At 47.5% G+C, this 24,806-nt stretch carries 28 protein-coding genes and 1 pseudogene; 23 read left to right on the plus strand and 6 right to left on the minus strand.

Features of this window, described 5'->3' with window-relative positions; genetic code table 11:
- The first annotated feature begins 2 nt into the window (after positions 1-2).
- The 4 genes from RQP52_RS03955 to RQP52_RS03970 all read left to right on the plus strand — a co-directional run bounded on the left by RQP52_RS03955 (position 3) and on the right by RQP52_RS03970 (position 5,103).
- Complete coding sequence (locus RQP52_RS03955; RefSeq protein WP_127451752.1) at positions 3-293, plus strand: Dabb family protein; 291 nt, start codon at positions 3-5, stop codon at positions 291-293.
- 154 nt (positions 294-447) lie between these two features.
- Positions 448-1,497, plus strand: a complete 1,050-nt coding sequence (locus RQP52_RS03960) for a M42 family metallopeptidase (protein ID WP_315949607.1) — start codon at positions 448-450, stop codon at positions 1,495-1,497.
- Complete coding sequence (locus RQP52_RS03965) at positions 1,494-3,452, plus strand: ABC-F family ATP-binding cassette domain-containing protein (protein ID WP_315949608.1); 1,959 nt, start codon at positions 1,494-1,496, stop codon at positions 3,450-3,452. Before RQP52_RS03960 ends, RQP52_RS03965 begins: the two co-directional genes overlap by 4 nt.
- Positions 3,453-3,489: 37 nt before the next feature.
- Positions 3,490-5,103 carry an ABC-F family ATP-binding cassette domain-containing protein gene (locus tag RQP52_RS03970; RefSeq protein ID WP_127451758.1) on the plus strand — a complete coding sequence of 538 codons (1,614 nt, stop codon included), beginning with the start codon at positions 3,490-3,492 and terminating at the stop codon, positions 5,101-5,103.
- Positions 5,104-5,160: 57 nt separating this feature from the next.
- Here the strand turns inward: RQP52_RS03970 and RQP52_RS03975 are convergent, their stop codons facing one another.
- Complete coding sequence (locus RQP52_RS03975) at positions 5,161-5,349, minus strand: hypothetical protein (RefSeq protein WP_379174432.1); 189 nt, start codon at positions 5,347-5,349, stop codon at positions 5,161-5,163.
- Positions 5,350-5,446: 97 nt separating this feature from the next.
- On the opposite strand from RQP52_RS03975, the gene RQP52_RS03980 reads away from it, so the two are divergent.
- Genes RQP52_RS03980 through kapB form a run of 3 tightly spaced genes read left to right on the plus strand, consistent with a single transcriptional unit; the run spans position 5,447 to position 6,692 of the window.
- Positions 5,447-5,965, plus strand: a complete 519-nt coding sequence (locus tag RQP52_RS03980) for a hypothetical protein (RefSeq protein ID WP_315949610.1) — start codon at positions 5,447-5,449, stop codon at positions 5,963-5,965.
- A 1-nt stretch (position 5,966) separates the two neighbouring features.
- Entirely contained in the window at positions 5,967-6,284 is a 318-nt protein-coding gene (locus RQP52_RS03985) for a thioredoxin family protein (RefSeq protein ID WP_315949611.1), read from the plus strand.
- Positions 6,285-6,302: 18 nt separating this feature from the next.
- Positions 6,303-6,692, plus strand: coding sequence for a sporulation phosphorelay system protein KapB (gene kapB, locus RQP52_RS03990; protein WP_315949612.1), 390 nt, complete (start codon positions 6,303-6,305; stop codon positions 6,690-6,692).
- Here the strand turns inward: kapB and RQP52_RS03995 are convergent.
- The gene (locus RQP52_RS03995; RefSeq protein WP_127451768.1) at positions 6,689-6,910 is read right to left on the minus strand and encodes a hypothetical protein; all 222 of its coding nucleotides are present in this window, start codon (positions 6,908-6,910) and stop codon (positions 6,689-6,691) included. The two genes, kapB and RQP52_RS03995, sit on opposite strands and share 4 nt — an antisense overlap.
- A gap of 290 nt (positions 6,911-7,200) precedes the next feature.
- Here RQP52_RS03995 and RQP52_RS04000 point away from each other — a divergent pair, with 290 nt between their 5' ends.
- The 12 genes from RQP52_RS04000 to RQP52_RS04055 all read left to right on the plus strand — a co-directional run bounded on the left by RQP52_RS04000 (position 7,201) and on the right by RQP52_RS04055 (position 16,906).
- Positions 7,201-8,277 carry a Gfo/Idh/MocA family protein gene (locus RQP52_RS04000; protein ID WP_315949613.1) on the plus strand — a complete coding sequence of 359 codons (1,077 nt, stop codon included), beginning with the start codon at positions 7,201-7,203 and terminating at the stop codon, positions 8,275-8,277.
- 16 nt (positions 8,278-8,293) lie between these two features.
- Positions 8,294-8,929: a trimeric intracellular cation channel family protein gene (locus tag RQP52_RS04005; RefSeq protein ID WP_127451772.1), complete on the plus strand. Its 636-nt coding sequence runs from the start codon at positions 8,294-8,296 to the stop codon at positions 8,927-8,929.
- 61 nt (positions 8,930-8,990) lie between these two features.
- Positions 8,991-9,476: a hypothetical protein gene (locus RQP52_RS04010; protein WP_315949614.1), complete on the plus strand. Its 486-nt coding sequence runs from the start codon at positions 8,991-8,993 to the stop codon at positions 9,474-9,476.
- A 124-nt stretch (positions 9,477-9,600) separates the two neighbouring features.
- Positions 9,601-9,756, plus strand: a complete 156-nt coding sequence (locus RQP52_RS04015; protein ID WP_315949615.1) for a hypothetical protein — start codon at positions 9,601-9,603, stop codon at positions 9,754-9,756.
- A gap of 22 nt (positions 9,757-9,778) precedes the next feature.
- Entirely contained in the window at positions 9,779-10,486 is a 708-nt protein-coding gene (locus tag RQP52_RS04020) for a hypothetical protein (protein ID WP_315949616.1), read from the plus strand.
- A gap of 139 nt (positions 10,487-10,625) precedes the next feature.
- A complete protein-coding gene (locus RQP52_RS04025) occupies positions 10,626-10,859 on the plus strand; it encodes a hypothetical protein (RefSeq protein WP_315949617.1) in 234 nt (77 codons plus the stop codon).
- A 73-nt stretch (positions 10,860-10,932) separates the two neighbouring features.
- Complete coding sequence (locus RQP52_RS04030) at positions 10,933-11,814, plus strand: MoxR family ATPase (RefSeq protein ID WP_315949618.1); 882 nt, start codon at positions 10,933-10,935, stop codon at positions 11,812-11,814.
- A gap of 24 nt (positions 11,815-11,838) precedes the next feature.
- The gene (locus RQP52_RS04035; protein ID WP_315949619.1) at positions 11,839-13,734 is read left to right on the plus strand and encodes a nitric oxide reductase activation protein NorD; all 1,896 of its coding nucleotides are present in this window, start codon (positions 11,839-11,841) and stop codon (positions 13,732-13,734) included.
- A 151-nt stretch (positions 13,735-13,885) separates the two neighbouring features.
- Positions 13,886-15,064, plus strand: a complete 1,179-nt coding sequence (gene purT / locus RQP52_RS04040; protein ID WP_315949620.1) for a formate-dependent phosphoribosylglycinamide formyltransferase — start codon at positions 13,886-13,888, stop codon at positions 15,062-15,064.
- Between the two features lie 36 nt (positions 15,065-15,100).
- Positions 15,101-15,583, plus strand: a complete 483-nt coding sequence (locus tag RQP52_RS04045) for an acyl-CoA thioesterase (RefSeq protein ID WP_157324791.1) — start codon at positions 15,101-15,103, stop codon at positions 15,581-15,583.
- 172 nt (positions 15,584-15,755) lie between these two features.
- The gene (locus tag RQP52_RS04050; protein WP_315949621.1) at positions 15,756-16,034 is read left to right on the plus strand and encodes a hypothetical protein; all 279 of its coding nucleotides are present in this window, start codon (positions 15,756-15,758) and stop codon (positions 16,032-16,034) included.
- 77 nt (positions 16,035-16,111) lie between these two features.
- Entirely contained in the window at positions 16,112-16,906 is a 795-nt protein-coding gene (locus RQP52_RS04055) for a TIGR00266 family protein (RefSeq protein ID WP_315949622.1), read from the plus strand.
- A gap of 71 nt (positions 16,907-16,977) precedes the next feature.
- Here the strand turns inward: RQP52_RS04055 and RQP52_RS04060 are convergent, their stop codons facing one another.
- The 4 genes from RQP52_RS04060 to cysT are packed head-to-tail and all read right to left on the minus strand — an operon-like array spanning position 16,978 to position 20,827.
- Positions 16,978-18,084: a sulfate ABC transporter substrate-binding protein gene (locus tag RQP52_RS04060; RefSeq protein WP_315949623.1), complete on the minus strand. Its 1,107-nt coding sequence runs from the start codon at positions 18,082-18,084 to the stop codon at positions 16,978-16,980.
- A gap of 34 nt (positions 18,085-18,118) precedes the next feature.
- Complete coding sequence (locus RQP52_RS04065; RefSeq protein ID WP_315949624.1) at positions 18,119-19,204, minus strand: ABC transporter ATP-binding protein; 1,086 nt, start codon at positions 19,202-19,204, stop codon at positions 18,119-18,121.
- A gap of 13 nt (positions 19,205-19,217) precedes the next feature.
- Positions 19,218-20,024 (minus strand): sulfate ABC transporter permease subunit, encoded by an 807-nt coding sequence (locus RQP52_RS04070; RefSeq protein WP_315949625.1) that lies wholly within the window; start codon positions 20,022-20,024, stop codon positions 19,218-19,220.
- The gene (gene cysT / locus RQP52_RS04075) at positions 20,021-20,827 is read right to left on the minus strand and encodes a sulfate ABC transporter permease subunit CysT (protein WP_315949626.1); all 807 of its coding nucleotides are present in this window, start codon (positions 20,825-20,827) and stop codon (positions 20,021-20,023) included. Before cysT ends, RQP52_RS04070 begins: the two co-directional genes overlap by 4 nt.
- 417 nt (positions 20,828-21,244) lie before the next feature.
- On the opposite strand from cysT, the gene RQP52_RS04080 reads away from it, so the two are divergent.
- From RQP52_RS04080 to RQP52_RS04095, 4 genes and pseudogenes are all read left to right on the plus strand, one after another.
- Complete coding sequence (locus RQP52_RS04080) at positions 21,245-22,036, plus strand: ABC transporter permease subunit (RefSeq protein ID WP_315949627.1); 792 nt, start codon at positions 21,245-21,247, stop codon at positions 22,034-22,036.
- 114 nt (positions 22,037-22,150) lie between these two features.
- A pseudogene (locus tag RQP52_RS04085) lies at positions 22,151-22,819 on the plus strand (ATP-binding cassette domain-containing protein); the annotation flags it as partial.
- A 38-nt stretch (positions 22,820-22,857) separates the two neighbouring features.
- Complete coding sequence (locus RQP52_RS04090; protein WP_315949629.1) at positions 22,858-24,468, plus strand: FAD-binding protein; 1,611 nt, start codon at positions 22,858-22,860, stop codon at positions 24,466-24,468.
- The gene (locus tag RQP52_RS04095) at positions 24,468-24,806 is read left to right on the plus strand and encodes a 4Fe-4S binding protein (RefSeq protein ID WP_315949630.1); all 339 of its coding nucleotides are present in this window, start codon (positions 24,468-24,470) and stop codon (positions 24,804-24,806) included. Before RQP52_RS04090 ends, RQP52_RS04095 begins: the two co-directional genes overlap by 1 nt.

Raw genomic sequence — 24,806 nt, forward strand, 5'->3', positions numbered from 1 at the left:
CAATGTTAACTCATGTTGTGTTTTTTAAGCTCAAAGATCGTAGCCCTGAAGCGGTGGAAGTAACGAAAGCGGTTCTTACGAACATGGAAGGGAAAATTCCAGTGTTGCGCCATATTGAAGTAGGGACGGATATTCTTCATTTGGAGCGTTCGTATGATATTGCACTGATTACAAAATTCGATTCCGTAGAAGATTTAAAAACATATGACACGCACCCTATTCATGAAGGTGTGAAGGCTCATATGAAGACAGTACTTGATGGGACTTCCATTTGCGTTGATTTTGTAAGCTAATTGGGTTTGAAAAACATAAGGGAACAGTGTAGTATCCTTAGAAGGGGCTAGCATTGCGGCTTATGCCGCTAGCGCAGCTAAAATTCCTAGGCTGCACTGTTTTTTGTGTGTTTACAGGAATCTTAATAATTTATAGAAAAGGGAGGAATCCCGAGTGAAATCCAAATTAAATAAAGCTTATATGACGGAAGTACTCGAGATGCTGCTGCGTACGCCAAGCCCGACGGGTTATACGCACCACATTATGAAAAAGGTCGAACAAGAAGTGAATAAGCTTGGTTATGAGCTTACATATACGAATAAGGGCTGTGGCATTGTGACGGTTCCTGGTGTCCGTAATGACCGGGTTATTGGTATTTCTGCGCATGTGGATACCCTAGGTGCAATGGTTCGTTCTATTAAAGAGAACGGCACGCTTAAGATCACTTCTTTGGGCGGATTCATGATGGGCGCTATTGAGAATGAATATGTTCAAATTCATACGCGCGACGAACGCGTTTATGATGGGACGATTCTCACTTCAAGACCGTCTGTACACGTGTATGAAGATGCCAGAGAGTTCAAACGTGATGAAGCTAATATGGAAGTGCGTATCGATGAGCTTGTTAAATCCAAAAAAGAAGTTCAGGATCTTGGTATCCGGGTTGGGGATTACATTTCGTTCGATCCGCGTGTACAAGTGAAGGAAAATGGCCTCGTGAAATCCCGTCATTTGGATGATAAAGCGAGTGTGGCTTCGTTATTCGGATTACTAAGACTTATCAAAGAAGAAGGTCTACAACCGCTCTTCACGATAAAATTGTTTTTCTCCAATTATGAAGAGGTTGGGCATGGGTCATCTTTTATTCCAGATGATATTACCGATTTGATTGCCGTAGATATGGGTGCGCTTGGCGATGACTTGAGCGGTAGCGAACGTGATGTCTCCATTTGCGCGAAGGATTCGTCAGGTCCTTATGACTATCAAATGACTTCCAAAATGATTGAGCTTGCCGAGAAGTTGGAAATAGGCTACGCCGTTGATATTTATCCAAGGTATGGCTCAGACGCTTCGGCCGCGCTCAGAGGCGGACGCGATATTCGCGCCGCGCTGATAGGTCCTGGTGTTCATGCGTCACACAGCATGGAGCGGACGCATATGGATGCTGTAGTTAACACAGCAGCGCTTCTTGCAGCCTATGTCATGGAGCCAGTGGAAGCATGAATATTTTGAGTGCAGTCAATATTACCAAAACCTATGGCGACAAGGTTTTGTTCGATGACATCACGTTCACGGTGAACGAGAGGCAGCGCATCGGTCTCATCGGCGTGAACGGCACAGGTAAGTCCACGCTGCTGAAACTGCTGGCGGGATTGGAAACAGCGGATCGCGGCAAACTCGTGCACGCGAACCATTTCCGAGTGGAATACTTGCCGCAGAACCCGGAGTTCGATCCGAACTCCACCGTGCTTGAGCAAGTATTCCACGGCGACACGCCGCTCATGAAGACGCTGCGCGACTATGAGCTGGCCCTGGCTGAGCTGGAGCTTGATCCCTCCAGCGAGAAAAAGCAAACGCGGCTGTTCACAGCCCAGACGCGCATGGATGAACAAGGTGCCTGGGAAGCCAGCACCTTGGCCAAAACCGTACTGATGAAGCTAGGCATCAGTGAGTTCGACAAGCCCGTCGGCCTGCTGTCCGGCGGGCAGCGTAAACGCGTCGCTATGGCTCGCGTTCTGATCCAATCCGCCGATCTGCTCATCCTGGATGAGCCGACGAACCATATCGACAACGAGACCGCGATCTGGCTCGAGGAGTTCCTCGGCAAGTGGCGCGGCGCGCTGCTGCTCGTTACCCATGACCGGTACTTCCTGGAGCGGGTGACGAACCGCATCCTGGAACTGGACCGGGGCAAGATCTACAGCTACGAAGGCAACTATGAGGCGTTCCTCGAGAAAAAGGCGGAGCGGATGGAGTCCGAAGCCGCCAGCGAAGATAAGCGGCAGAATCTCATGCGCCGCGAGTTGGCTTGGCTCCGTCGCGGCGCGAAAGCGCGCACGACGAAGCAGAAGGCGCGCGTGCAGCGCGCCGAAGAGCTGCGGGACACCAAGGTAGATGGTCCCGCAGACAAGCTGGACATGGCGCTAGCTGGCAGCCGCCTTGGCAAGAAGGTGATGGAGCTGGAAGCCGTCACCAAAGCTTTCCCAGGCGGGAAGACGCTGCTGAGCGGCTTCAGCTACATCGTGATGCCGAAGGATCGCCTCGGCATCATTGGACCTAACGGCAGCGGCAAATCGACGCTGCTGAACATGCTCGCCGGGCGTATTCAGCCCGACAGCGGGACGATCGAGACCGGCCAAACCGTGAAACTCGCCTATTACACGCAAGAAACGGTCGAGATGGATGAAAAGATGCGAGTCATCGACTACATCAAGGAAGCGGCTGAATTGGTTCGCACGTCTGACGGCGAGACAATACCCGCTTCGCAAATGCTTGAGCGCTTCCTGTTCTCCCCTACACTGCAGTGGTCTCCTATTGGTAAGCTGTCAGGCGGTGAGCGCCGCAGATTATATTTGCTGCGTACTCTTATGGGAGAACCGAATGTTCTGCTCCTTGATGAGCCGACGAACGATTTGGACATCCAAACATTGACCATACTGGAAGATTATCTGGATAATTTCCCAGGAGCGGTTATCACGGTCTCCCATGATCGGTACTTTTTGGATCGCACGGTTACGCATCTGTTTGCTTTTGATGGCCAGGGAGGCATTGAGCCTTATATTGGCAACTACTCCGACTATTTGGAGGAGAAGCAAGAGCAAGAAGAGGCGGAGCAGGCACGCAAAGAATTGGCGCGTCAAGCAAGTAGCAATACGGGCTCCAGCAAAACAGCGGCCAATCATTCAACAGCTTCTAGCGGCTCAGCGAATACAAACCGTCCTAAGAAACTAACTTTCAAAGAGCAGAAGGAATGGGATGAAATCGAGGGGACGATTGCGGCTTTGGAAGATAAGGCGGCAAGCTTGAAACAGCAAATTGAAGCGGCTGGCAGCGACTTTGACCGTGTTCGCGATTTGTATGAGCAAGAGCAGCAAACAACGGCCGATTTGGAAGCAGCAATGGAAAGATGGACTTATTTATCCGAGTTGGTAGAAGAAATAGAGCGAAATAAGTTATGATAGAAGAAACTATAATAAAGGCAGGTAAGTATTCCACATGATTAATGTTAATAACGTGACACTTCGTTACGGCAAAAGAGCGCTTTTCGAAGATGCGAATATTAAATTTACTCCAGGTAACTGTTACGGTCTAATCGGCGCGAACGGTGCAGGTAAATCCACATTTCTGAAAATTCTCTCCGGTGAAATTGAGCCGAACACAGGCGAAGTATCGATCACGCCAGGAGAGAGAATGGCTGTTCTGAAACAAAACCATTACGAGTTTGACGAAATCGAAGTTTTGAAAACCGTTGTAATGGGGCATGCTCGTTTGTTCAAAATCATGGAAGAGAAGGATGCGCTCTACGCGAAAGCGGATTTCTCTGAAGAAGATGGTATGAGAGCTGCTGAGTTGGAAGGCGAGTTCCAGGATCTGGACGGTTGGCAGGCCGAATCCGATGCCGCAGAACTACTAATTGGTCTAGGCATCCCAACTTCCTTACATGATACAAAAATGAAAGACCTCGACGGCAATGAGAAGGTTCGTGTTCTCTTGGCGCAAGCGCTGTTCGGCAATCCGAACATTTTGCTGCTCGATGAGCCTACCAACCATTTGAACTTAGAGTCGATTCGTTGGCTGGAGAACTTCCTTGCTCGTTTTGAAGGCACCGTTATCGTTGTATCCCATGATCGTCACTTCCTGAACCAAGTATGTACACACATTGCGGATATTGATTTTGGTAAAATTCAAATGTATGTCGGGAACTATGATTTCTGGTACGAGTCCAGTCAACTTGCTCTACGCTTAGCTAGAGATGCGAATAAGAAAACGGAAGAAAAACGTAAAGAGTTGGAAGCCTTTATCGCTCGATTCAGCGCGAATGCATCCAAATCCAAGCAAGCGACTTCCCGTAAAAAGCAACTTGAGAAGCTTACACTTGAAGATATTCGTCCTTCCAGCCGTAAATATCCGTTCATTCACTTCAAAGGTGAGCGCGAAGCTGGTAAACAATTGTTGGCTGTTGAAAGCATCTCCAAAACAATTGATGGCGTAAAAGTATTGAATAATGTAACGTTTACGCTGAACAAAGGGGATAAAGTGGCTTTTGTCGGTCCGGACGGTATTGCCAAAACAACGCTTTTCAAAATCCTGATGGGCGAAATGGAAGCAGATGAAGGTACATTCTCATGGGGGGTAACGACTTCCCAAGCTTATTTCCCAAAAGACAGCCAAGATTACTTTAACTCCGAACTGAACTTGGTGGATTGGCTTCGTCAATACTCCAAAGACCCGGATGAATCATTCCTTCGCGGATTCTTAGGACGTATGTTGTTCTCTGGTGAGGAAGCTTTGAAGAAAGCTAACGTTCTATCCGGGGGCGAAAAAGTACGCTGCATGTTCTCCAAAATGATGCTTAGCGGTGCGAATGTTCTCATTCTTGATGAGCCTACGAACCACTTGGATTTGGAGTCCATCACAGCGCTCAATAACGGACTTGTTGATTTCGACGGTACGATGTTGTTCGTTTCCCATGACCATCAGTTCATTCAAACGATTGCTAATCGTGTAATGGAAATCACACCGAAAGGTCTCATCGACAAAATGCTTACGTATGATGAATACCTGGATAGTGAAGATGTGAAAAAACAACGCGAAGCTCAATACGCGTAAGACCAAATGAAAAGCGCCCTGATGTTTGACTCTCAGGGCGCTTTTACCTACATAGCTCTAGCTTCCGCCAGTACGACGGCGTTGATTATTTACTTTTTTCGTCATTTGACTTTTGGCACTTTGGTTCGTATTGCCCGCTTGTTTAGGGTTTGCACGTGCTGCGGCTTGATCCGCTTTCTTCTGAGCTAACTTTTGTTTGATTGCATCGGCTAGGCTTACTTTCTTAGGACCTTGTTGTTCGTCCAGCTGATCTTGTGGCTTGTCTGACATAGAAACACCTTCTTTACCGTGATATGTTAATAGTATAATCGAATCAAACAAAAGATGAAAGAAGGTGTGAACGATGTTTGACCCAACGATCTATGACAACATTAAGGTGGTTCTGGAAGGAGCCGTCTACGACTTGGATTTGGATGGCAAAATTATCATCACACGGCGGGAAGATCTTGTGGATCTTTCTTCCATGTCCCGAACGTATGCGATTGAGTTTGCAAGAAAGATTGATAAGCCGAGCAAAGCGGAAATCAATTTGCATGTTCATTTAAGTGATTTGGCTGCTGAAATTTTAGAGAACCCTACAGCTAAACCGGGATGTACGCTTACGATTAAGCTTTTCACGAAAGTTAAGAACCCGGATTTGGAATGTAAGCATATTGAAGAACAGTTAGGCCTAATATGGGAGCATCGTCCACAAATCACACAACTTCTTTCATACAAATATGGTATTTTTCCAGTGGTTTATCATAATCAAATTACACTTTCATTCGGCAGAAAAATCGATGAGAGCCATTTGGATGATTTCCCTCATCTTATCGGTTATGCGGCTGACAGTTTGGCTTGGTTAGATGAACGAGGAGGTTAGCATGAGGGAATTGTCTCAACAAGAATTGTTAGAGATCGTTAACAGGCAGGAGGAGTCCTTTGCTGTATTTTTGTACACGCCGTTTTGTGGAACATGTAAAGTGACTGAACGTATGTTGGAGATCATTATGACCATGCAGCCTTCTTTGCCGCTTTATAAGAGCAATATTAATTTTCTGCCGCAAATTAGCCGTGAATGGCAAGTGACCAGCGTGCCGTGCATCGCTATTTTTGAACAGGGACAGGACAAACAACTGATTTACCGCATGCAGTCAGTGGATGAGCTATATCGCAAACTGCTGCCATTGAGCAGCAAGTAACTATAGGAGATGATAAGAATGAGCAGCTTTCAATTAGGAGATCACGTCATTGCTGAGTATAAGACTGGGGTTTATTATGGGGAAGTAGTGGAAATGTCGAGTACGATGAAAGCGGCAGTACGCATCTTGGCTGTAAAAGAACATCCAACACAAGGGGACTTGCATAATCCTATGGACCCAAGCGTCGCATTTTTTCATCAAAGACGGGCTTTATCGTATCAGGAGATTGCTTTAATGCCAATTTCAACGATACGTTCATATGCGGGTGCAATTCCCGATTATCAAGTATCACTGGAGAGAGCGCTAATGGCTCAAATCTCTAAGCTGTCGGAAATGGAAGCATGGGCTAGGCGCTCTCTTCAGGAGCTTAGTCAACTGCAGAAAGAATATTTCCCAAAGTCGAATTAAGAAACTTCTAAATACAATTTTGTGCCGTCGTTATACTTGAAAATAGCGACATCACCAATGATCTCGATCAGCGAGATCATTTTTAATTTGCGACGAAATTCGAAATGAAGTTCAAACTCCTTAAGCTTACTGGACAACAATTCCATATGTGAACTGCGATGTGTGAAATTAAGCACGGGAATGGATTTGTTTTTGAATTTAATGGTAACTGCTTGCATGTCAAGCCCTCCTTCACGTCTTCCATCTGGAAAAAGTACCAGCTGGTCTACATATTTAGGATACATTTCAAATGTTAAGTATGTTTGAGACAAACTATTAAAAAAGTTTTAGCATCTTATTATATGTAAAGAATAGCGAGAGAGGGCTAGTTCCCAAAGAATCTTTTGAAATTAATCGGGTTACCCGTCTGCATTTGACTCATTTGAGCGATAGATTGGCGGTTGCGGGGAAAGATAAGCACAATTATAATAAGAAAGATTGTAATCAAACAAGTTTTGGGGGGATTTAGATGACAGCAGGAAAACCAATCAGAATCGGGATTATCGGTTCCGGAAACATCGGAAATGTACATATGGAAGTGATGAAAAAAGTGCCGGAGGCAGAAATTGCCGCGGTAACGGATGTGTACTTACCACTCGCAGAGGCTAGAGCTAAGCAATATAACATTGAGCGGGTATATGAGAGTTCGGACAAGCTGCTCGCTGATCCAAGCATTGATGCAGTAGTTATTGCTGTATCCAATGAGTGGCATGCGCCTTTAGCCATTCAAGCTTTAGAGGCAGGTAAACATGTCATGCTGGAGAAGCCTATGGCGCTTAATCTCGAATCGGCTAGACAAATTGTAGAAGCAGAGCGCAAGGCAGGCAAAGTGCTGATGATTCCACATCAGCTGCGTTGGGAAGTCCTTTCACAGGCTGTCAAACAACAGGTTGATAAAGGCGCGTTAGGCCATATTTATCATGCCAAAGCAGGCTGGATGAGACGTAAAGGGATTCCGGGCTGGGGAACTTGGTTTACACAGATGGGTAAATCCGGCGGCGGTCCGTTAATTGATCTAGGTGTACATATGTTAGATCTATCCCTCTATTTGATGGGGAATCCGAAACCGGTTTCGGTATATGGGGCAACCTATGCGGAATTTGGTCCACGCAAAAAAGGGATTGGCTCTTGGGGGACACCGAACTGGGAAGGGCAATATGATGTAGAAGATTTGGCTACAGCGTTGATTAAACTCGATAATGGTGCAACCCTATCGCTTGATGTCAGCTGGGCCGCGCTCATCGAAACGGATAGCCAGCCTTACGTGCAACTGCTTGGTTCCGAAGGAGGCGCTTCAATTCGCGGCAATAAAGGGAAGCTACTAGCAGAAATGTTTGATCGCGAAGCGGATGTGGATCTGACTGTGCCTGAGCTGGACGAAGGACCTCGTGTGCGGATGCTGAGACATTTCCTATCGTGTATCGAAACCGGTCAACAACCAATTACCTCTGTGATGACAGGTTATACGAATAATTTAATTCTAGATGCGATTTACCAATCCTCACAAACCGGCAATGAAGTTAAATTGAATTGGGACATCGAGTAGACAGGGGCTGCAGCAAGTGAATTGGGAGTTATTTAGCATCATCGGGACAATCGCTTTCGCAGTCAGTGGAGCGATTGTTGCGATGGAAGAGGAATATGATATTCTAGGGGTCTATGTTCTTGGGCTCGTAACGGCATTCGGCGGTGGTGTCATTCGAAATTTGCTGATTGGCAAACCCGTCGTTTTGCTGTGGGAGCAAGGGTTATATTTTCAAATCGCCTTATTTGCTATGACTTTAGTTTTCTTGATGCCTGTCAAATACATTCGGGTATGGAAGACGTGGGAAGCTTTCTTTGATGCTATCGGATTGGCAGCCTTCTCTATACAAGGTGCGTTCTATGCAACGAATATGGGGCATCCTTTAAGTGCTGTCATTGTGGCTGCAGTGTTAACGGGGATTGGCGGCGGAATGGTTCGAGACGTACTGGCTGGCCGAAAGCCGCTTGTACTGAAGGACGAAATCTATGCCGTATGGGGCATGCTGGCCGGTGCGTTGGTTGGTTTGGGCTGGTCGCAAGGAGCTTGGCAGATATCCGTGCTTTTTGCACTTATCGTCATTTTGCGAATGTTATCCGTATTTTATAAATGGAAGCTGCCTAAACGTTCCTTGCGCAATGCGATCGTGGGATCAACGCGTAGATCAGACTCATAGCCTACCGCTAAAGACCTGGATGAATTTTTGAAAATCGAGATGAGGAGAGAGGTGAGTTACAATGGAACAGGAAGTATCATTCCTTCACCATCAAAAGATTTCCGCTGAAACGATGGCCGCACGTATTGTTCCTGTTAAAGAATTGCTTCAAACGGAATTGGATCTGTACGAAGTATCCAAAGATGCAGAGACAGGTGAGCATTACCTTCATTATGCTTACATGCACCGTGATTTTACGAATACCGGTGAGCCGGAGTCGTTTCATTATTTGCTGCCGATTGACAGCGACGATGTGCTCGGAATGATTTTTGGGGAGCAGGGCTATGCGTATCCGGAGTTTTGGCGTAAAGCTTTTTTGCGCAACGGACCGGAAGGTTTCTACATCTGGTTCGACCCCACGCATGAAGAGGAACAGTCAGAGGATGAAGCTATCGCTGCGGATTTGCTAAACAAGCTGAGAGCTTTTAAAGAAAATGGTTCGGCCGATCCGGATGCGGTTCGAAAATTGCTCGAAGAATTGGATGAAACTCGTAAAAAAGAAGACTAGGACGTTGTAAAGCCTGCTTGCCAATGAATCAATTGGTGGCGGGCTTTATTTATTATTTAGTAAAAATGGGGATAAATGACCATATTAAAGTTAATCGTTATTTTTCAGGAAGGAGGATGAAATCATGAGTATAGAGGCTTATCAGTTCGCTAATTTGGGAGCGCATGAGGATCTGCTGGAAGATCTTCGCAGGCTTGAATCCCGGATGAGGGAACAATTGGGATATGAAATCTCCTTAATTGCTTACACACCGGAAAAGAAGGACATCAGCAAGAAATAAAGAAAGAAGGGGGAGCTTTTATATGAAAAAAACGTTGATCCAACTTACACTTTCGATCGTGTTAGTAAGCACAGCCGCTGGCTGTACCGCCGCAAGCCCGAACAATCATGCAGGAGCAAGTTCTTCAAATCCGAATGCTGGCTCATGGGATACGAGTCTCAGGAACAATGAGAATTCTTCACTAGGAGCTAAAAGTGTCAATCAATCCCCGCTGCCATCGATGCGACCGTCTACGATTGACAACATTAAAGCGCACACGAATACACATTTGACGATGAACCGTGATTTGGCAGATGGTATTATTCAAGCGGCTCACCTCGGAAACACAGCTGTTGCATTTACGGATAACAACATTTATATTGCGGTAGATATGGGCGGGATGCAAGCCATGGGTGCCGATAATGACGGCATGAAAATGCTTAGTAAAACAAACGACCCGGAAACCGGGGCTGGGTTGTTCGGTTCGGGAGCCGGAGCTCAGATGGATTGGCTCTCGGCCAAGCCTTTGCCGGCAGAAAGCGCCAAAGCCATAAGGAGTTTGCTGACTCGGATTTATCCGGAAGCGAATATTTTCATTTCTACGAACCCGCATTTCGTGAACCGCATGATGTATTATGATGCTCAGCAGCAAAACAACAAACATATGGATACGTATCTCAACGAATTTAACACCATGATCCAATATGCTTTCCCAAGCTATTCTACCGGCCAAAGAAATACGCTGCCTTAAAATAAAACTTTGCGCAAAAGATTCACACATCTCCCTCAGCCTCCTGCTGAGGGTTTTGTCATAGTTTCCGGATTATCCAATTAGAAAAAAAGGAGTATGACGATGATTGGGCTGAAGGCTGTGATCGATCGGCATGAGCATGACACGTCAAAATTCAAAAATGAGCAATAAATTTAAAGTTCGAGCGTACTGTAGTTCACGGCAATGTGATTACGTACATCCGGATGATGTCGTACAAGCCATTAATGGTGAAACCTCTTATGCGTTGGCACAGATGTATAACGAGTTGCCATCCAAGCCTGGCTGCCCCAAATGTGGAGAAGCGATGGCATTCTACTCATATTCGGTTATCGAACAACCGTGGCTGCCTTGAAAGGCTTGACAACGTTAGCTTTCCTGATAAATAGTAAGAGAACAAAGGAATCAGGAGAGGAACATTAGAGAATATGTTAACAGAAGCTATACCTCAAGAAATCCGTGAGCACTTGGAACAAAAGAGAGCACAGACGAAAGCGACCGCAGAGGATGCGAAATTAATCGGGGCAGCTGCCTTTGAGGCGCCTCGGGAAGACATTTTGATCGATAGTGTTATTGCGCTTTTTTTGGGTAAAAATGTACTGCTCAAAGGCCCGACAGGTTCAGGAAAAACGAAGCTTGCAGAACATGTTTCGGCGATTTTTAATCAACCGATGCATGCCGTGAATTGTTCAACGGATTTGGATGCCGAAGCTTTACTGGGGTTTAAAACGTTGTCCCATGACGAGCAGGGCCGTTCACAGATTGTTTTTATCCCTGGACCGATCATGAAAGCAATGACGAAGGGACATTTTCTATACATAGACGAAATTAATATGGCGAAACCGGAGACCTTGTCACTCATCAATGGTGTTCTGGATTATCGGAGATCGATTACGAATCCATTCACCGGCGAAGTTATCACCGCTCACCCTGATTTCAGAGTGGTTGCTGCCATTAATGAAGGCTATATGGGAACCGTGCCATTGAACGAAGCATTGAAAAACAGGTTTGTGACCGTGGATATTCCCTATTTGCAAGGGGAAGCGTTGTACAAGCTTTTGAAAAGCAAGTCTGTTTTGCGTGACGACAAGCAATTGAGAACTTATGTGCAGCTGTCGGCTGATTTATTAACCTTAATCGAGATGGGGCAGCTGCCTGATGAAGCAGGGTCGATCCGAGCATTGCTCGATGCTTGTGATCTTACGGCTTATATTCCGCCGATGCGAGCAGTGGCGAGAGCGATTGCTGATAAATTGGAGGATGAAAGGGAACGTGCTGCCGTGATCAATGCGGCTGAAACGTTATTTTAAGCTATGTTTGTAGGAAAAATAAGTATGCTTGAGGATAAAATCGACGCTATGCTGCAAATGCAGTTGGTGGATTTAGCCCGCATGTTCACAAAACGCAAGGAGCTTGAGGTGGAAGCCGCATTTCATGCTGATTATGAAGAAAGTTCGGCCCGTATGACCGTCAGCCAGTTCTGGTGGGATTATCCGCCACTGGATAAAGCTGCGGGGATGAAAAGCGACGTCTACCTCCGAGGCATAGGTACAGCGTGGTTTACCAGCGCAGAGGCTGTAAAGTCCTACCTCATGGGTAGTCAGCAAACTCCCTTTCCCAAGCTGGCGAACTCGCTTTTTGCATTATGCGAAGATATGCGCTTGGAACGTATTTGCCGTGCGCGCAGACCGGGGACGACACGTGTATTCGCGGTGCGGCACCGTATTTATGGAGCATATTTCGGCCATAAATTGCGTGCGCACTTGAGCAAAGGTGAATTGGCCGATGCCGTACTTTTATTGATTTACGGTTGGTTTACCGGAGCGGAGTGGAGCGCTGCGGAAAGCGTGGGATTGAAGGCGCGGCTCACACCGTTATATCCGATTCTAGAAGGCATCGAGGAAGCCGAACATACGGCGCAAGTAGCTGCTGGCTGTGAGGACATGATGGACGCGTTAGCTTATTGGCTGGATAGAGATGCGAGTTCCAGCTATTTCTGGATGCAGCCGGGGGGCGGCGTGGCGCAGCCGCTGCCCGCAGGGTATCAAGGCGAGCTGAAGCGCGCTAAGCGGCTCGCCAACGATGATGTGCTCCCCGAGCAGGAAGGGGAGAGTCAATTACCGGGCCAGGAGCGCTTGCCGACCTGGCACCGTGAAAGCAGCGACCGCAGCCCGGGGCTGCTGCGGTTCGAGCTGGAGCGCGGCTCACGCACGTCCGCGCTCGGTTCTGCGCCCCGCGAGGGCGACGCCGCCGATCAGGCGCTCGCCATCGCCCAGGGGCGCTCGCTGCGCGCCCAGCGCACCGGCGCCGCCTCCGGCGAGCGGCGCGGGCAGGCTGCCGTGCCCGCTGCCGCGGGGCACGGAGAGGGCGAAGTCGCCGCGTTCGCGACGGCGACTTGGCTGGCGCCTGAGCGGCCAACTGCTGCGCAGGAGGCCGCCTTCAGGCGCCTGAGCGAGCGCGCAGCGCCGCTCGCGAAGCCCTTGCAGCGTGCGATTCGGCGCACGCTGGAGCAGAAGCGGATCGCCCCGCGCGGCGATCGGCTGTTCGGGCGGCTCGATAAGCGGCTGACGCGAGCCTTAACGCAGGAGATGCCGCGCCTCTTCTATAAGAAGCGCGCGCCGGTCCCGCAGCTCGACGCCGCATTCGCGCTGCTTGTCGACTGCTCTGCATCCATGTATGACAAAATGGACGAAACCAAACTGGGACTCGTGTTATTTCACGAGACCCTCCAGTCCTTGCGAATCCCCCACGAAATCGTGGGATTCTGGGAGGACGCGGACCGCGTGACGGAGCACGAAGCGCCCAACCTGTTCCAGGTTGCCGTGGACTTCGGCTCTTCGCTGGCTCCGGGAAGCGGTGCGGCTCTCATGCAGCTGGAGCCGCAGCAGGACAATCGCGACGGCTTCGCGATCCGCTGCATGACAGAGCGCTTGCTGCTGCGTTCTGAGCGGCAGCGCATCCTCTTGGTTTTCTCGGATGGAGAGCCGTCTGCAGCGAATTATAACGAAGTAGGCATCCTGGATACCTACGAAGCTGTAATGAGAGCACGCAGGCTGGGGATTGAGGTCATCTCCATCTTTTTAGCGAGCGGCGGAACCGTCCATGAAACCGAACGTGCCGCCATGCGCAACATGTATGGGCGGAGCAGCATTGTTGTGCCTCGGGTGGAGGAATTAACCGAGCAGCTTGTACCGATTTTACGCAAACTTTTGCTGAAATCTATCTTTTAATGTCGAAATCCTATACAATAGATCAGGGTATTTGCACAGGATAACTGGTTAAATACCCTGTTTATGCCATTCTTGTTATGTTTACTTACATACATAGCCATTTGTTATAAGTTTACTTCCGTTGGGAAAACATTAAGGGGGAAATCATTTCATGTACGGTGCACCATTATCAAACAAAGCAAAGAAAATCATGCTGTTGGGATCAGGAGAGCTCGGGAAGGAAGTTGTCATCGAAGCACAGCGTCTAGGGATTGAGACCATTGCCGTGGATCGTTACGCGCATGCTCCAGCTATGCAAGTGGCGCATCGCAGCCATGTGATCAATATGTTAGATGGGGAACAGCTTAGAGCATTGATCGAGCAAGAGCGGCCGGATCTCATCGTACCTGAAATTGAAGCCATTGCCACACCTGTTCTTGTTGAACTTGAGAAAGAAGGTTACCGAGTAATCCCAACAGCAACAGCCTCTCGATTAACGATGGACCGGGAAGGCATTCGCCGTCTTGCTTCCGAAACGTTAGAACTGAGAACTGCCAAGTATGCTTTTGCCAACAGCCTTGAAGAGCTGCATGCTGCAGTGGCGGAAATCGGTACGCCTTGCGTCATTAAGCCGATCATGAGCTCCTCGGGTAAAGGTCAAAGTGTGTGCCGCACGCCTGAAAATGTGGAACAATCGTGGAACATTGCCATGGAGGGTGGACGTGCTAAGAACGCTCGCGTCATTGTTGAAGAATTCATTCATTTTGAGTCTGAAATCACGCTGCTGACTGTTCGCTCTGTTTCCGGAACTACCTATTGTGAGCCAATCGGACACATCCAAAAAGACGGGGACTACATCGAATCCTGGCAGCCGCACGCCATGACGGAGCAGCAAATTCTAGATGCTCAGCATATGGCAAAAACGATTACTGACGCACTTGGCGGCTACGGCCTTTATGGCGTTGAGCTATTTTTGACCAAAGATGGCGTGTACTTCAGTGAGGTATCGCCTCGTCCGCATGACACGGGCATGGTTACTATGGCTACACAAGATTTGAGTGAATTTGCTCTGCACGCGAGAGCGATTCTAGGATTGCCGATTACGGGCATTCGCTTATTAACGCCAGGGGCAAGCTACACGCTCAAGGCAGATCGCGAGCAAGTGGAATATACAATCAGCGGGCTAGAAGAAGCGTTGTCCGTTCCGAATACGCAAGTTCGCGTCTTTGGCAAGCCGGAGACGAAAGTCGGCCGCCGCATGGCGGTTGCGCTCAGCAGCGGGGAATCCGTAGAGGAAGCGCGCAGTTTGGCGAAACAAGCCGCAGGCAAGCTTAAGTTGAACTACGAATAAGAAATCATACATGATCAGCCATCAGGAGGAAACGACATGGAAGCTAAACCAGCAAGACTCTCCCGAACCGTGTTGACCGAAATTATTTTGCCTGCTGACACCAATTATCATAATACCGTGTTTGGCGGACGTGTGATGCAGTACATCGACAAAGTTGCAACAATCGCTTCTATGCGTCATTCGCGCAGGGGAGTTGTCACTGCTTCAAGCGATAGCTTGGACTTTTATGCGCCTGTTAAGCTTGGTGAGGCTATTCAATTAGAGGCGTTCGTCACCTGGACGCACCGAAGCTCCATGGAAGTATTCGTGAAAATTGAATCGGAAAACCTGTTGACCGGTGAAAAAAAGCGCACAGCCAATTCCTATTTAACTTTCGTCGCCCTAGATGAGTATGGCCAGCCTGTTGCGGTTCCGGGCATTATTCCTGAGACGGAAGAGGAGAAACGACTTTTCGAGACTGCTGAGATGCGATATGCCGCACGCAAGCTTCGGAAAGAAGAGCGAAATTTACAATTGTAGTCGACATCGACATCGGCATCGAGCAGATCCCTTATGGGGTCTGCTTTTTTTATTGTAAATAACGGACCATAGTTCCGTTAAGCATCCAGCTTCTTCTAGTAAAGTGGAGATTTCGTGTAAAAAGGATTATTATGGAAAATATAAACATTTCTAGACGCGAAAGGAGCTCATAATGAAAAAAAGGATAGTTCGATCTTTGATCTTTGCCATTATTTTAGTTATTGTGTACTATTCCTTTCAAATGTTGATGGGCGTCTATACCACTTGGAAATACGTGCCGGACATTGTTGATTCGTATTCTGCTATTGATCCCTTCGGAAGTCATCAAGTTGCTTTCGGGGTTAAAGCTGCACCATTTGAAGTGGTGCTTGAAGTTATCATCATCATGGTTATTGGTGTTGTTACCTACTTCTCCGGAAGCTATGTAACAAAGAAAATAAGAAACCCTTGAAACCAGCCATCACCAATAGCGTATTAGAAATAAATCGGTTTTATTTTTAACTTAATCTATTCGGAGGTAATCTCACAATGAATGCACATGAAATTGATTATCGTATTTTAGGCAATGAAATGCAGTACGTAGAAATTGAACTGGACCCAGGTGAAAGCGTCGTAGCGGAAGCTGGCAGCATGATGATGATGGATCAGAACATCCAGATGGAGACGATCTTTGGGGATGGCAGCAGCGATAATAAAGGGTTCATGGGCAAGCTTCTGGGAGCGGGCAAACGTTTATTGACCGGCGAGAGCTTGTTTATGACTGTGTTCACGAACCAAAGCCGTGGAGGTAAAGAGCAAGTTAGTTTTGCAGCGCCTTATCCCGGTAAAATTATCCCGATGGACTTGTCGATGCTGGGGGGACGACTTATCTGTCAAAAAGATTCTTTCCTTTGCGCAGCGAAAGGCGTTTCCGTTGGCATTGCGTTTCAGCGTAAGTTGGGAGCTGGTTTCTTCGGAGGCGAAGGCTTTATTATGCAGAAAATTGAAGGCGATGGCTTGGCTTTTGTTCATGCCGGCGGTTCGATTTGCGAACGCGTACTTCGTCCTGGTGAAGTCATTCGCGTAGATACGGGGTGCTTGGTTGCCATGACGCAGGATGTGGATTATGACATCGAGATGGTGAAAGGTGTGAAAACGGCGCTATTTGGTGGTGAAGGCTTATTCTTCGCAACGCTTCGCGGTCCTGGGCGTGTATGGATTCAATCCTTGCCATTCAGCAGGCTGGCAGATCGTATGGCATCGGCATCAAGAGCAGGCAGCAGGAAAGAAGAGGGAAGTATCTTAGGCGGTTTAGGCAATTTATTGGATGGGGACGGAAGATAAGTTTCATTCGTCCGCACAAAGAAAGCCCGGCAGCGAATATAACATTCGCTCCGGGCTTTTTTGTGACCGTCTTACTTGGCTCCGCCTTCTGCGAGGATTGTTTCCCAGATTGCGCCTTTACCGTACAATTCTTTATTGACTTTATCCCAACCGCCAAGATATTCGATGTTGAATACGCCGGCAGGTGTTGTGTAGTTTTTCTCGTATTGCTTCGCAACTTCCGGAAGTACGGAGCGGAAGCCTTTATCGGCAAATACTTTTTGAGCATCTGGGCTCCATAGGTATTCGAGGAATGCCTGAACCGCTTCACGGTTTCCATGTTTATCTACGTTTTTATCAATGAGTGCAACTGGGTTTTCAATCGTTGTTGTGTATTGCGGGATAACTTCCACATATTTTTTACCGGATTGAATGCGGGAAATGAGCTCATTTTCATAAGTGACGATGGCATCGCCTACGCCTTTGTCAAAAGTCGCAAGGGAATCGGCGCCGCTTTTATCAAGCACTTTGATGTTTTTGTAGACTTTGGCCAAATAATCCTTAGCGAACGCAGGATCTATTTTGCCAGCCGCTTCAGAAGTTTTCAATCCAGCCCCATAGATGGCGTTAATGTCCCATTTGGCTCCACCGGACGTGCTTGGATTCGGGATCAACACTTCCACGCCTGGTTTCGTTAAGTCAGTCCAGTCTTTGATGCCTTTTGGATTGCCTTCACGAACTCCGATTGCCGCGATAGAAGCTGTAATGTTGCCTTTATAAGGGTTGTTTTTCCAGTCATGCGTGATCAAGCCTTTTTCTACGATTTTTTGGATGTCTCCTTCAAGGGAAAGAGGGGCGATATCCGCTTCAAAACCTTGGATAATGGCGGTAGCTTGCGAACCGGATGCCACATAGGATTCTTGGAATTCTACGGTTTGGCCGGTTTTCTTTTTCCACTCTTCTTTAAATTTCGGCAAAATGACGTCAAAAGAATCTTTAAGAATGGAATAAGCGCCAATCGTGATCGTTACTTTTTCGGCTTTAGGTGCCGAGCTTGCCGCTGTTGTAGCTGCAGCTGTTGCCGCGGCCGATGGAGCGGGTGTGCTGGCCGATTTCGTACCTGTACCGCATGCCGTAAGTGCGATACTTGCAGTGAATAATGCAGCAGTGATAAGACCTAGTGATTTGAATTTTTTCATGATTTACAACTCCCCTTCATGTGTAAGCTTATTTTTATATAAAAACAGGCAGCGGATCTTGTTTAGCCTGATTTTCAATGACGATATTTTCGGTTTTGGTGAAGACGGATATTTGATGGATCAAAATATTCACTTCATCGCCTGGTTGATAAATTTTTTCTTTTACGGATTGATAAGCGAATAGCTTAATTGCGCCTGTATCGATTTCTAGATACCAGGAATCCCCGCGGAAGTGGACATGCGTCACTTTCCCTTTCTCTCCAGCTGTTGCCAGATGACTCACGTCATGGGGGCGAACCTCAATAGCTTCCGGTCGAATCAACACATTTACATCCGGCAGCCATTTGCCGTCTTGTTGGACCTCATCTAAATAAGGGAATCCGACTAGAGGCGTATATTGTGAAATAACATTAGATTCACCGATAAAAGAAGCTACAAATGAGGATGCCGGCTTCGTATAAATTTCCCAAGGACTGCCTTGCTGCTCGATTTTCCCTCCCTGAACAAGAATAATTTCATCAGCAACTTCAATGGCTTCATCTTGGTCATGAGTGACGAAGAGGGTCGTGACTTTAAATTCATCAATCAGGTTACGCAGCCAGAGGCGCAGTTCTTTACGAATCTTGGCGTCGATGGCGGCAAAAGGTTCATCCAACAGCAGCAATTGAGGTTCCGGAGCCAATGCTCTAGCGAAAGCCACACGTTGACGTTGTCCACCGGAAAGCTGGTGCGGGTATTTGCGTTCATTTCCGGCAAGTCCCATTAAATTAAGCAGATAGGTCACTCGGTCATGAACGAATTCCTTCGGCTTTTTGAGAACCTTGAGGCCGTAAGCGACATTGTCAAAAACGGTCATATGTTTAAAGAGAGCATAGCTTTGAAAAACGAAGCCAATTCCTCTTTCTTGAACAGGGAGATGTGTAGCAAGCTTCCCGTCGAAATAAATGTCGCCTGTCGTCGGGCTCTCGAGACCTGACAACATGCGCAGAATGGACGTTTTACCGCCGCCGCTGGGACCGATTAAACCAACGAGATGCCCTTTCGTTATGCTGAAATTAACATCTTTAATGGCATGAAAGGCTCCGAAATTTTTATTTAAGTTTTTAACTTCGATATGCATACAGGGTTCCTCCTTAATGACTGCTTACTTTTTCGCTTCTTCTTTTCAACCACTCGAGTGTTAACAAAATAGTAATCGAGATGAGTCCGAGCACAAAAGCGACACTGTTCGCTGCAACGAGCTGGAACTGCTCGGCATCTTGATACACGAGTGTAGTAGCTGTCTGCGTTTGGTTGATGATATTGCCTGAGACAACTAAGATAGAGCCGAATTCTCCAAGCGATCTTGCAATGGTTAAAATGAGACCGTAAACGACGCCCCAGCGAATACCTGGCCATGTGATTTGAAAGAAGGTACGCCATGGACCAGCGCCAAGCGTAGCTGAAGCTTCTTCGGATTGGGTACCGATTTCTTCAAGCAATGGAACGACTTCACGAACCATAAGAGGAAATGTAATGAACATCGTAGCAAGAATCATACCGGGAATAGCGTACACAATTTTCATGTTATGATCTTCCAAGAATGCGCCTAATGCCGTATTTGGCCCGAAAAGCAAGATAACCATTAAACCGACGATAACCGGTGATACGGCAAAAGGTAAATCAATCAGAGCATTGATGACTGGTTTCAGCCAGCGGGAGATCCAGGAACCTCTAACGATTTCTAGCGAAACGTAAACACCAACAATTGTATTTAGAACAGTAACGATAAGGACAATAATGAAAGAGATTTTCAAAGCGTGCAGAGCTTCAGGTCTTACAAGTGCATTAATAAAGGATTGTGGACCTTCTTCAAAAGCGCCAAAGGTAATGCCCAGGAACGGCAGCATAATTAATAGAAAAATGACAAGAAACGAAATGCTGATCAAAATTTTTCTCATGCCAGGCGCCCCTTTCCACGTGTCAATACATTGATGATCCATAGAATGAGGAGTGACAATGTAAGGAGCACAAGAGAAATAGCGGCTGCGCCTTCGGGATTATAGTTCTGCGTCTCACCGTATATATAGACCGAAGCAACCATCGTTTTCCCCGGTAAATTTCCGGAAATCAGTGAAATGGCGCCAAACTCGGCTAGTGATCGAGAAAAGGCAAGCATGCTGCCGGCAAGAATACCCGGTACAATAGCTGGAAAAACAATTCGGCAGAAGGTATAGAACCTGCTGGCGCCGAGTGTGAAGCTGGCTTGTTCTTCGGCGGGATCAATTTGCTCTAGCAAAGGCTGGACGGTTCGAATTACGAAAGGGAATGTGACGAATACCAAACCGATCACAATGGCTGTCTGATTGTAGAGCAGCTTAATGCCGGCGTGATCGAGCCAGACGCCCAGCGGACTAGAGGGTCCAAGCAAGGTTAGAAACATGAGTCCAGCCACGGAGGTTGGCAACGAGAAGGGAAGGTCGACCATACTGTTCAAAATGCTCTTGCCTCGGAATGTATATCTTACAAGAACATAAGCAATGATGGTGCCTACTATTGCCTGAATAATCGTTGATACAATACTGAGTTTGACTGTTAGTAAAATGGACTTCCAGGCTAGTGGTCCTGTTACTTCTTGCCAAAAGGGCTCCCAACCTAAGGAAAAACCTTTGAAATAGATGGAGCCAATCGGGATGAGCAGTAGCACAATCAGATAGCCAATAAGCACAGATCGAACCGTAGCTTTAAACACCTTGTTAATCACATTACACCACCCATTGATATTAATCATAGTGCTTTACTCGGAATATTTAAATTGACTATAACAGCGCGTGGTCGAATTTGTCAATATACCTATTTCCGATATTTATGGATTTATTCAAAAAAAATTATAATTCACTCAAAGGTACAAGGATCTAAATTTGACATTAGATGAAAGGATACAGGGAATGGGTTCATCAGGTGGACTAGCCACTGAAAAAAGCATTGACGAAGCAAATGGGCGATGGTAACATAGGCATCAATCAATATCCGAGTAAAACAATATGAATTATTAGTTATTGGAAAAAGTCGACCAGATGACTGGAGACTCCCGTCCTTGCTTCGTAGTTTACAAGCAGGAACCGGGAGTCTTTTTGTTTTCAAACGCCTTTTCACTTTATGAAAAGAAAGAGGGATTCACATGCTAGCGAATCGAACAGCACCACTGGCCCAATCCAAGGTTTGGCAGCCCTGGGTCATACCGATACTCATTTTGCTGCTGTGGCAGGTGCTCGGCTTAACGGGTTGGTTATCGGAACGGATTCTGCCGACACCTTGGGAAGTCGTGAAAGCCTTATACAGTGTAATTAAAGACGGCACCATTTTTGAATATGTAGCGGTTAGCACGAAGCGGGCATTTCTAGGTTTTCTAATTGGTGGCAGCATTGCTTTTGTCATTGGATTGCTTAATGGGGTATTTCCTATCGCGGAAAGATATATTGATTCTTCTGTACAAATGGTTCGAACCATCCCGCATCTTGCGATGATCCCACTAGTCATCATGTGGTTTGGCATTGGCGAGACCTCCAAATTATTTCTGGTTTCTCTCGGTGTTGCCTTTCCCATCTACTTGAATACCTTCCATGGCATCCGTTCCGTTGATCCGGGTTTAATCGAAATGGGGAAAGTATACGGGCTCAGAGGGTTCTCGCTATTTGCCAAGGTCATTTTACCCGGAGCGCTGGCGAACATCCTCCTCGGTATCCGCTTCTCCTTGGGGATCATGTGGTTGAGCCTGATCGTAGCTGAAACAATAGCGGCCGACTCCGGTATCGGTTATATGGCGACGCACGCCAGAGAATTTATGCAGATGGATGTGGTCGTGTTATGTGTGATTTTATATGCCGTATTAGGGAAACTTTCGGATTTGATTGCTAAGTTTTTCGAAAATCGTTGGTTGAAATGGCATCACAATTATATACACAAAGCCTAGAAGGAGGGGATTCTTATGAGTAAGGTTGGCGGTACTCAGCTTCATATTCGTAACGTGAACAAATCTTTTGGCGCAACAAGGGTGCTCTCCGGTATCGATTTAAACATTAAACAAGGAGAATTTGTTGCGATTGTGGGCCGCAGTGGATGCGGAAAAAGCACGCTGCTCCGCCTTATTGCAGGCTTGGATGAAGCGACGAGCGGAGCCATTATGCTGGATGCTCAAGGCATTCAAGGCGTGCATAAAGATACGCGTGTACTTTTTCAAGAACATCGGCTTCTTCCTTGGAAAAAGAATATCGATAATGTTCGGATTGGCATTAAATCCGGTGACAAGGAAATTGCTTTTAAAGCGCTGCAGCAAGTTGGTCTTGAACATAAGAAGGATGACTGGCCGGCGGTGCTGTCTGGTGGTCAACGGCAGAGAGTGGCGCTTGCGAGGGCGCTTGCCGGTAATCCTAGGCTGCTGCTTCTTGACGAGCCGCTAGGCGCATTGGATGCGTTAACCCGCATAGAGATGCAGCAGCTCATTGAGCAGCTATGGCTGGAGAAGCAATTCACCGTCTTGCTTGTCACACATGATGTAAGTGAAGCTGTAGCGTTGGCGGACAGAGTTATTGTGATTGAAGACGGGAAGATTGGGCTGGATTTGAAAATATCGCTTGCCAGACCTAGAGAGCACGATAGCGGTTTTGCCTATTTCGAGAAAGTTATTTTGGATCGATTGCTTGTGAAACAACCGTATGAGACAGCGAAAACAGCTGCGGAAGCTTTTTCAATATAGGGAAATTGAGAACAAGGAATTAAGGGAGGGCTTATCAGATGGCTCAATATGATTTGCAATTACAGGCGGATGTACTCATTATCGGTGGCGGGCCTTCCGGAGCATGGGCGGCGATTACAGCTGCCAAAGAAGGAGCGAAGGTCGTACTAGTAGATAAAGGATATTGCGGTACGAGCGGTGCAACAGCGCCATCGGGAACAGGGTTGTGGTATGTCAATCCAACGGCCGAAGAACGTGAGGCTGCGATGAAGAGCAGAGAGGCGCTGGGTGGATATCTTGCGGATCGCGGTTGGATGAAGAGGGTATTGGATCAAACGTATAGCAATACGAACCAAATTGCAGCTTGGGGTTACCCCTTCCCGTTGGACGAAGCAGGTACTTCACATCGCAAAAGCCTGCAAGGACCAGAGTATATGCGTTTAATGCGCAGACAGGTGCAGAAAGCGGGTGTCCGCATTCTCGACCACAGTCCCGCGCTGGAGCTGCTCGCAGATGAGCATGGTGTGGCAGGAGCGACCGGAGTAAACAATCAAACCAAAGACACATGGCGCGTTGATGCTGCATCGGTCGTTATTGCAACCGGAGGCTGCGCGTTTCTGAGTAAAGCGCTCGGCACGAATGTATTAACCGGTGACGGGTACTTGCTTGCCGCAGAAGCTGGAGCAAGTCTTTCCGGCATGGAGTTCTCCACAGCGTACTCGTTAGCCCCGGCATTTTCTCCGGTAACCAAATCAGCCTTCTATACTTGGGCAACGTTTTACTATGAAGATGGCACCGTAATCGAAGGAGCTGGTTCGCAGAGAGGGCGTTCGGTCATTGCCAAAACGCTGCTGACACAACCTGTATTCGCCCGAATCGATAAAGCGGATGAAATTGTCAAGAAGGCGATGCGGCAAGCTCAGCCCAACTTCTTTTTGTCCTTCGATCGCTTGGGCATCGACCCGTTTACACAGAAATTTCCTGTGACACTGAGATTTGAAGGAACTGTGCGGGGAACCGGCGGCATTCATATTATCGATGAAACCTGCGCGACGGAAGTGCCGGGTCTTTATGCGGCGGGAGATGCCGCGACAAGAGAGTTGATTTGCGGCGGATTTACTGGCGGTGGCAGTCACAATGCGGCATGGGCGATGTCATCGGGGTATTTCTCGGGAGAAGCTGCAGCGAAATATGCGCTTAAATTAGGCGTAGGTGCTGCGGACCGTAAAGCCAAAGGTTTATCAGAAGCAAGCGGCGTTCCGAAGGTAGCAACGACGAGAGCGGATGCACTTGACACGCAAGAAATTATCAAAGCGGTTCAAGATGAAGTCTTCCCGTATGACCGCAACTGGTTCCGCACAGGGGAAGGTTTGCAGAGCTCTTTAGGGCGTTTGGATCATCTATGGCATGAGTTGAAACAAGGAATTCAAGCAAGTGATGGCAATATCGTTCGGGTACGCGAAGCGGCAGCCATGACGGCTACGGCAAGATGGATGTATACCAGCGGATTGGAACGCAAAGAAACCCGAGGCATGCATCGCCGGGAAGATTTCCCGCGTATCGATGAAAATCAAAAATACCGTATTAAAAGCGGTGGTTTGGATAAAACATGGGCGAAGCCTTTGGTGGACGGAGTCCAGTCAAGGGTGATTAAGGAGGCTGTTGTCTAATGATAGAACTGTTAAGTAAAGATCGCTGCATAAGCTGCAACCAGTGCGTTTCCGTATGCCCAACGAATGTGTTTGAGGCGGTCAAGGGAAATATTCCTGTCATTGCCAGACAATCGGATTGCCAAAGCTGCTTTATGTGCGAATTATATTGCCCGACTGACGCCTTGTATGTATCTCCGGTGGCAGAAGAGAAGACCAAGGTCGACGAGAGTGAATTAGTTCAAGATGGCTTAATGGGCAGCTACAAACAGAACGTGGGTTGGGGCAAAGGCAGAGCTTCTACGGCCTCTTCCGACGGTTCGTATATCATTTTCCAACGTATGCATGCATCGCATTAA

It is taken from the genome of Paenibacillus violae, from assembly GCF_032461945.1.
In the GTDB taxonomy this organism is placed as follows: domain Bacteria; phylum Bacillota; class Bacilli; order Paenibacillales; family NBRC-103111; genus Paenibacillus_E; species Paenibacillus_E violae.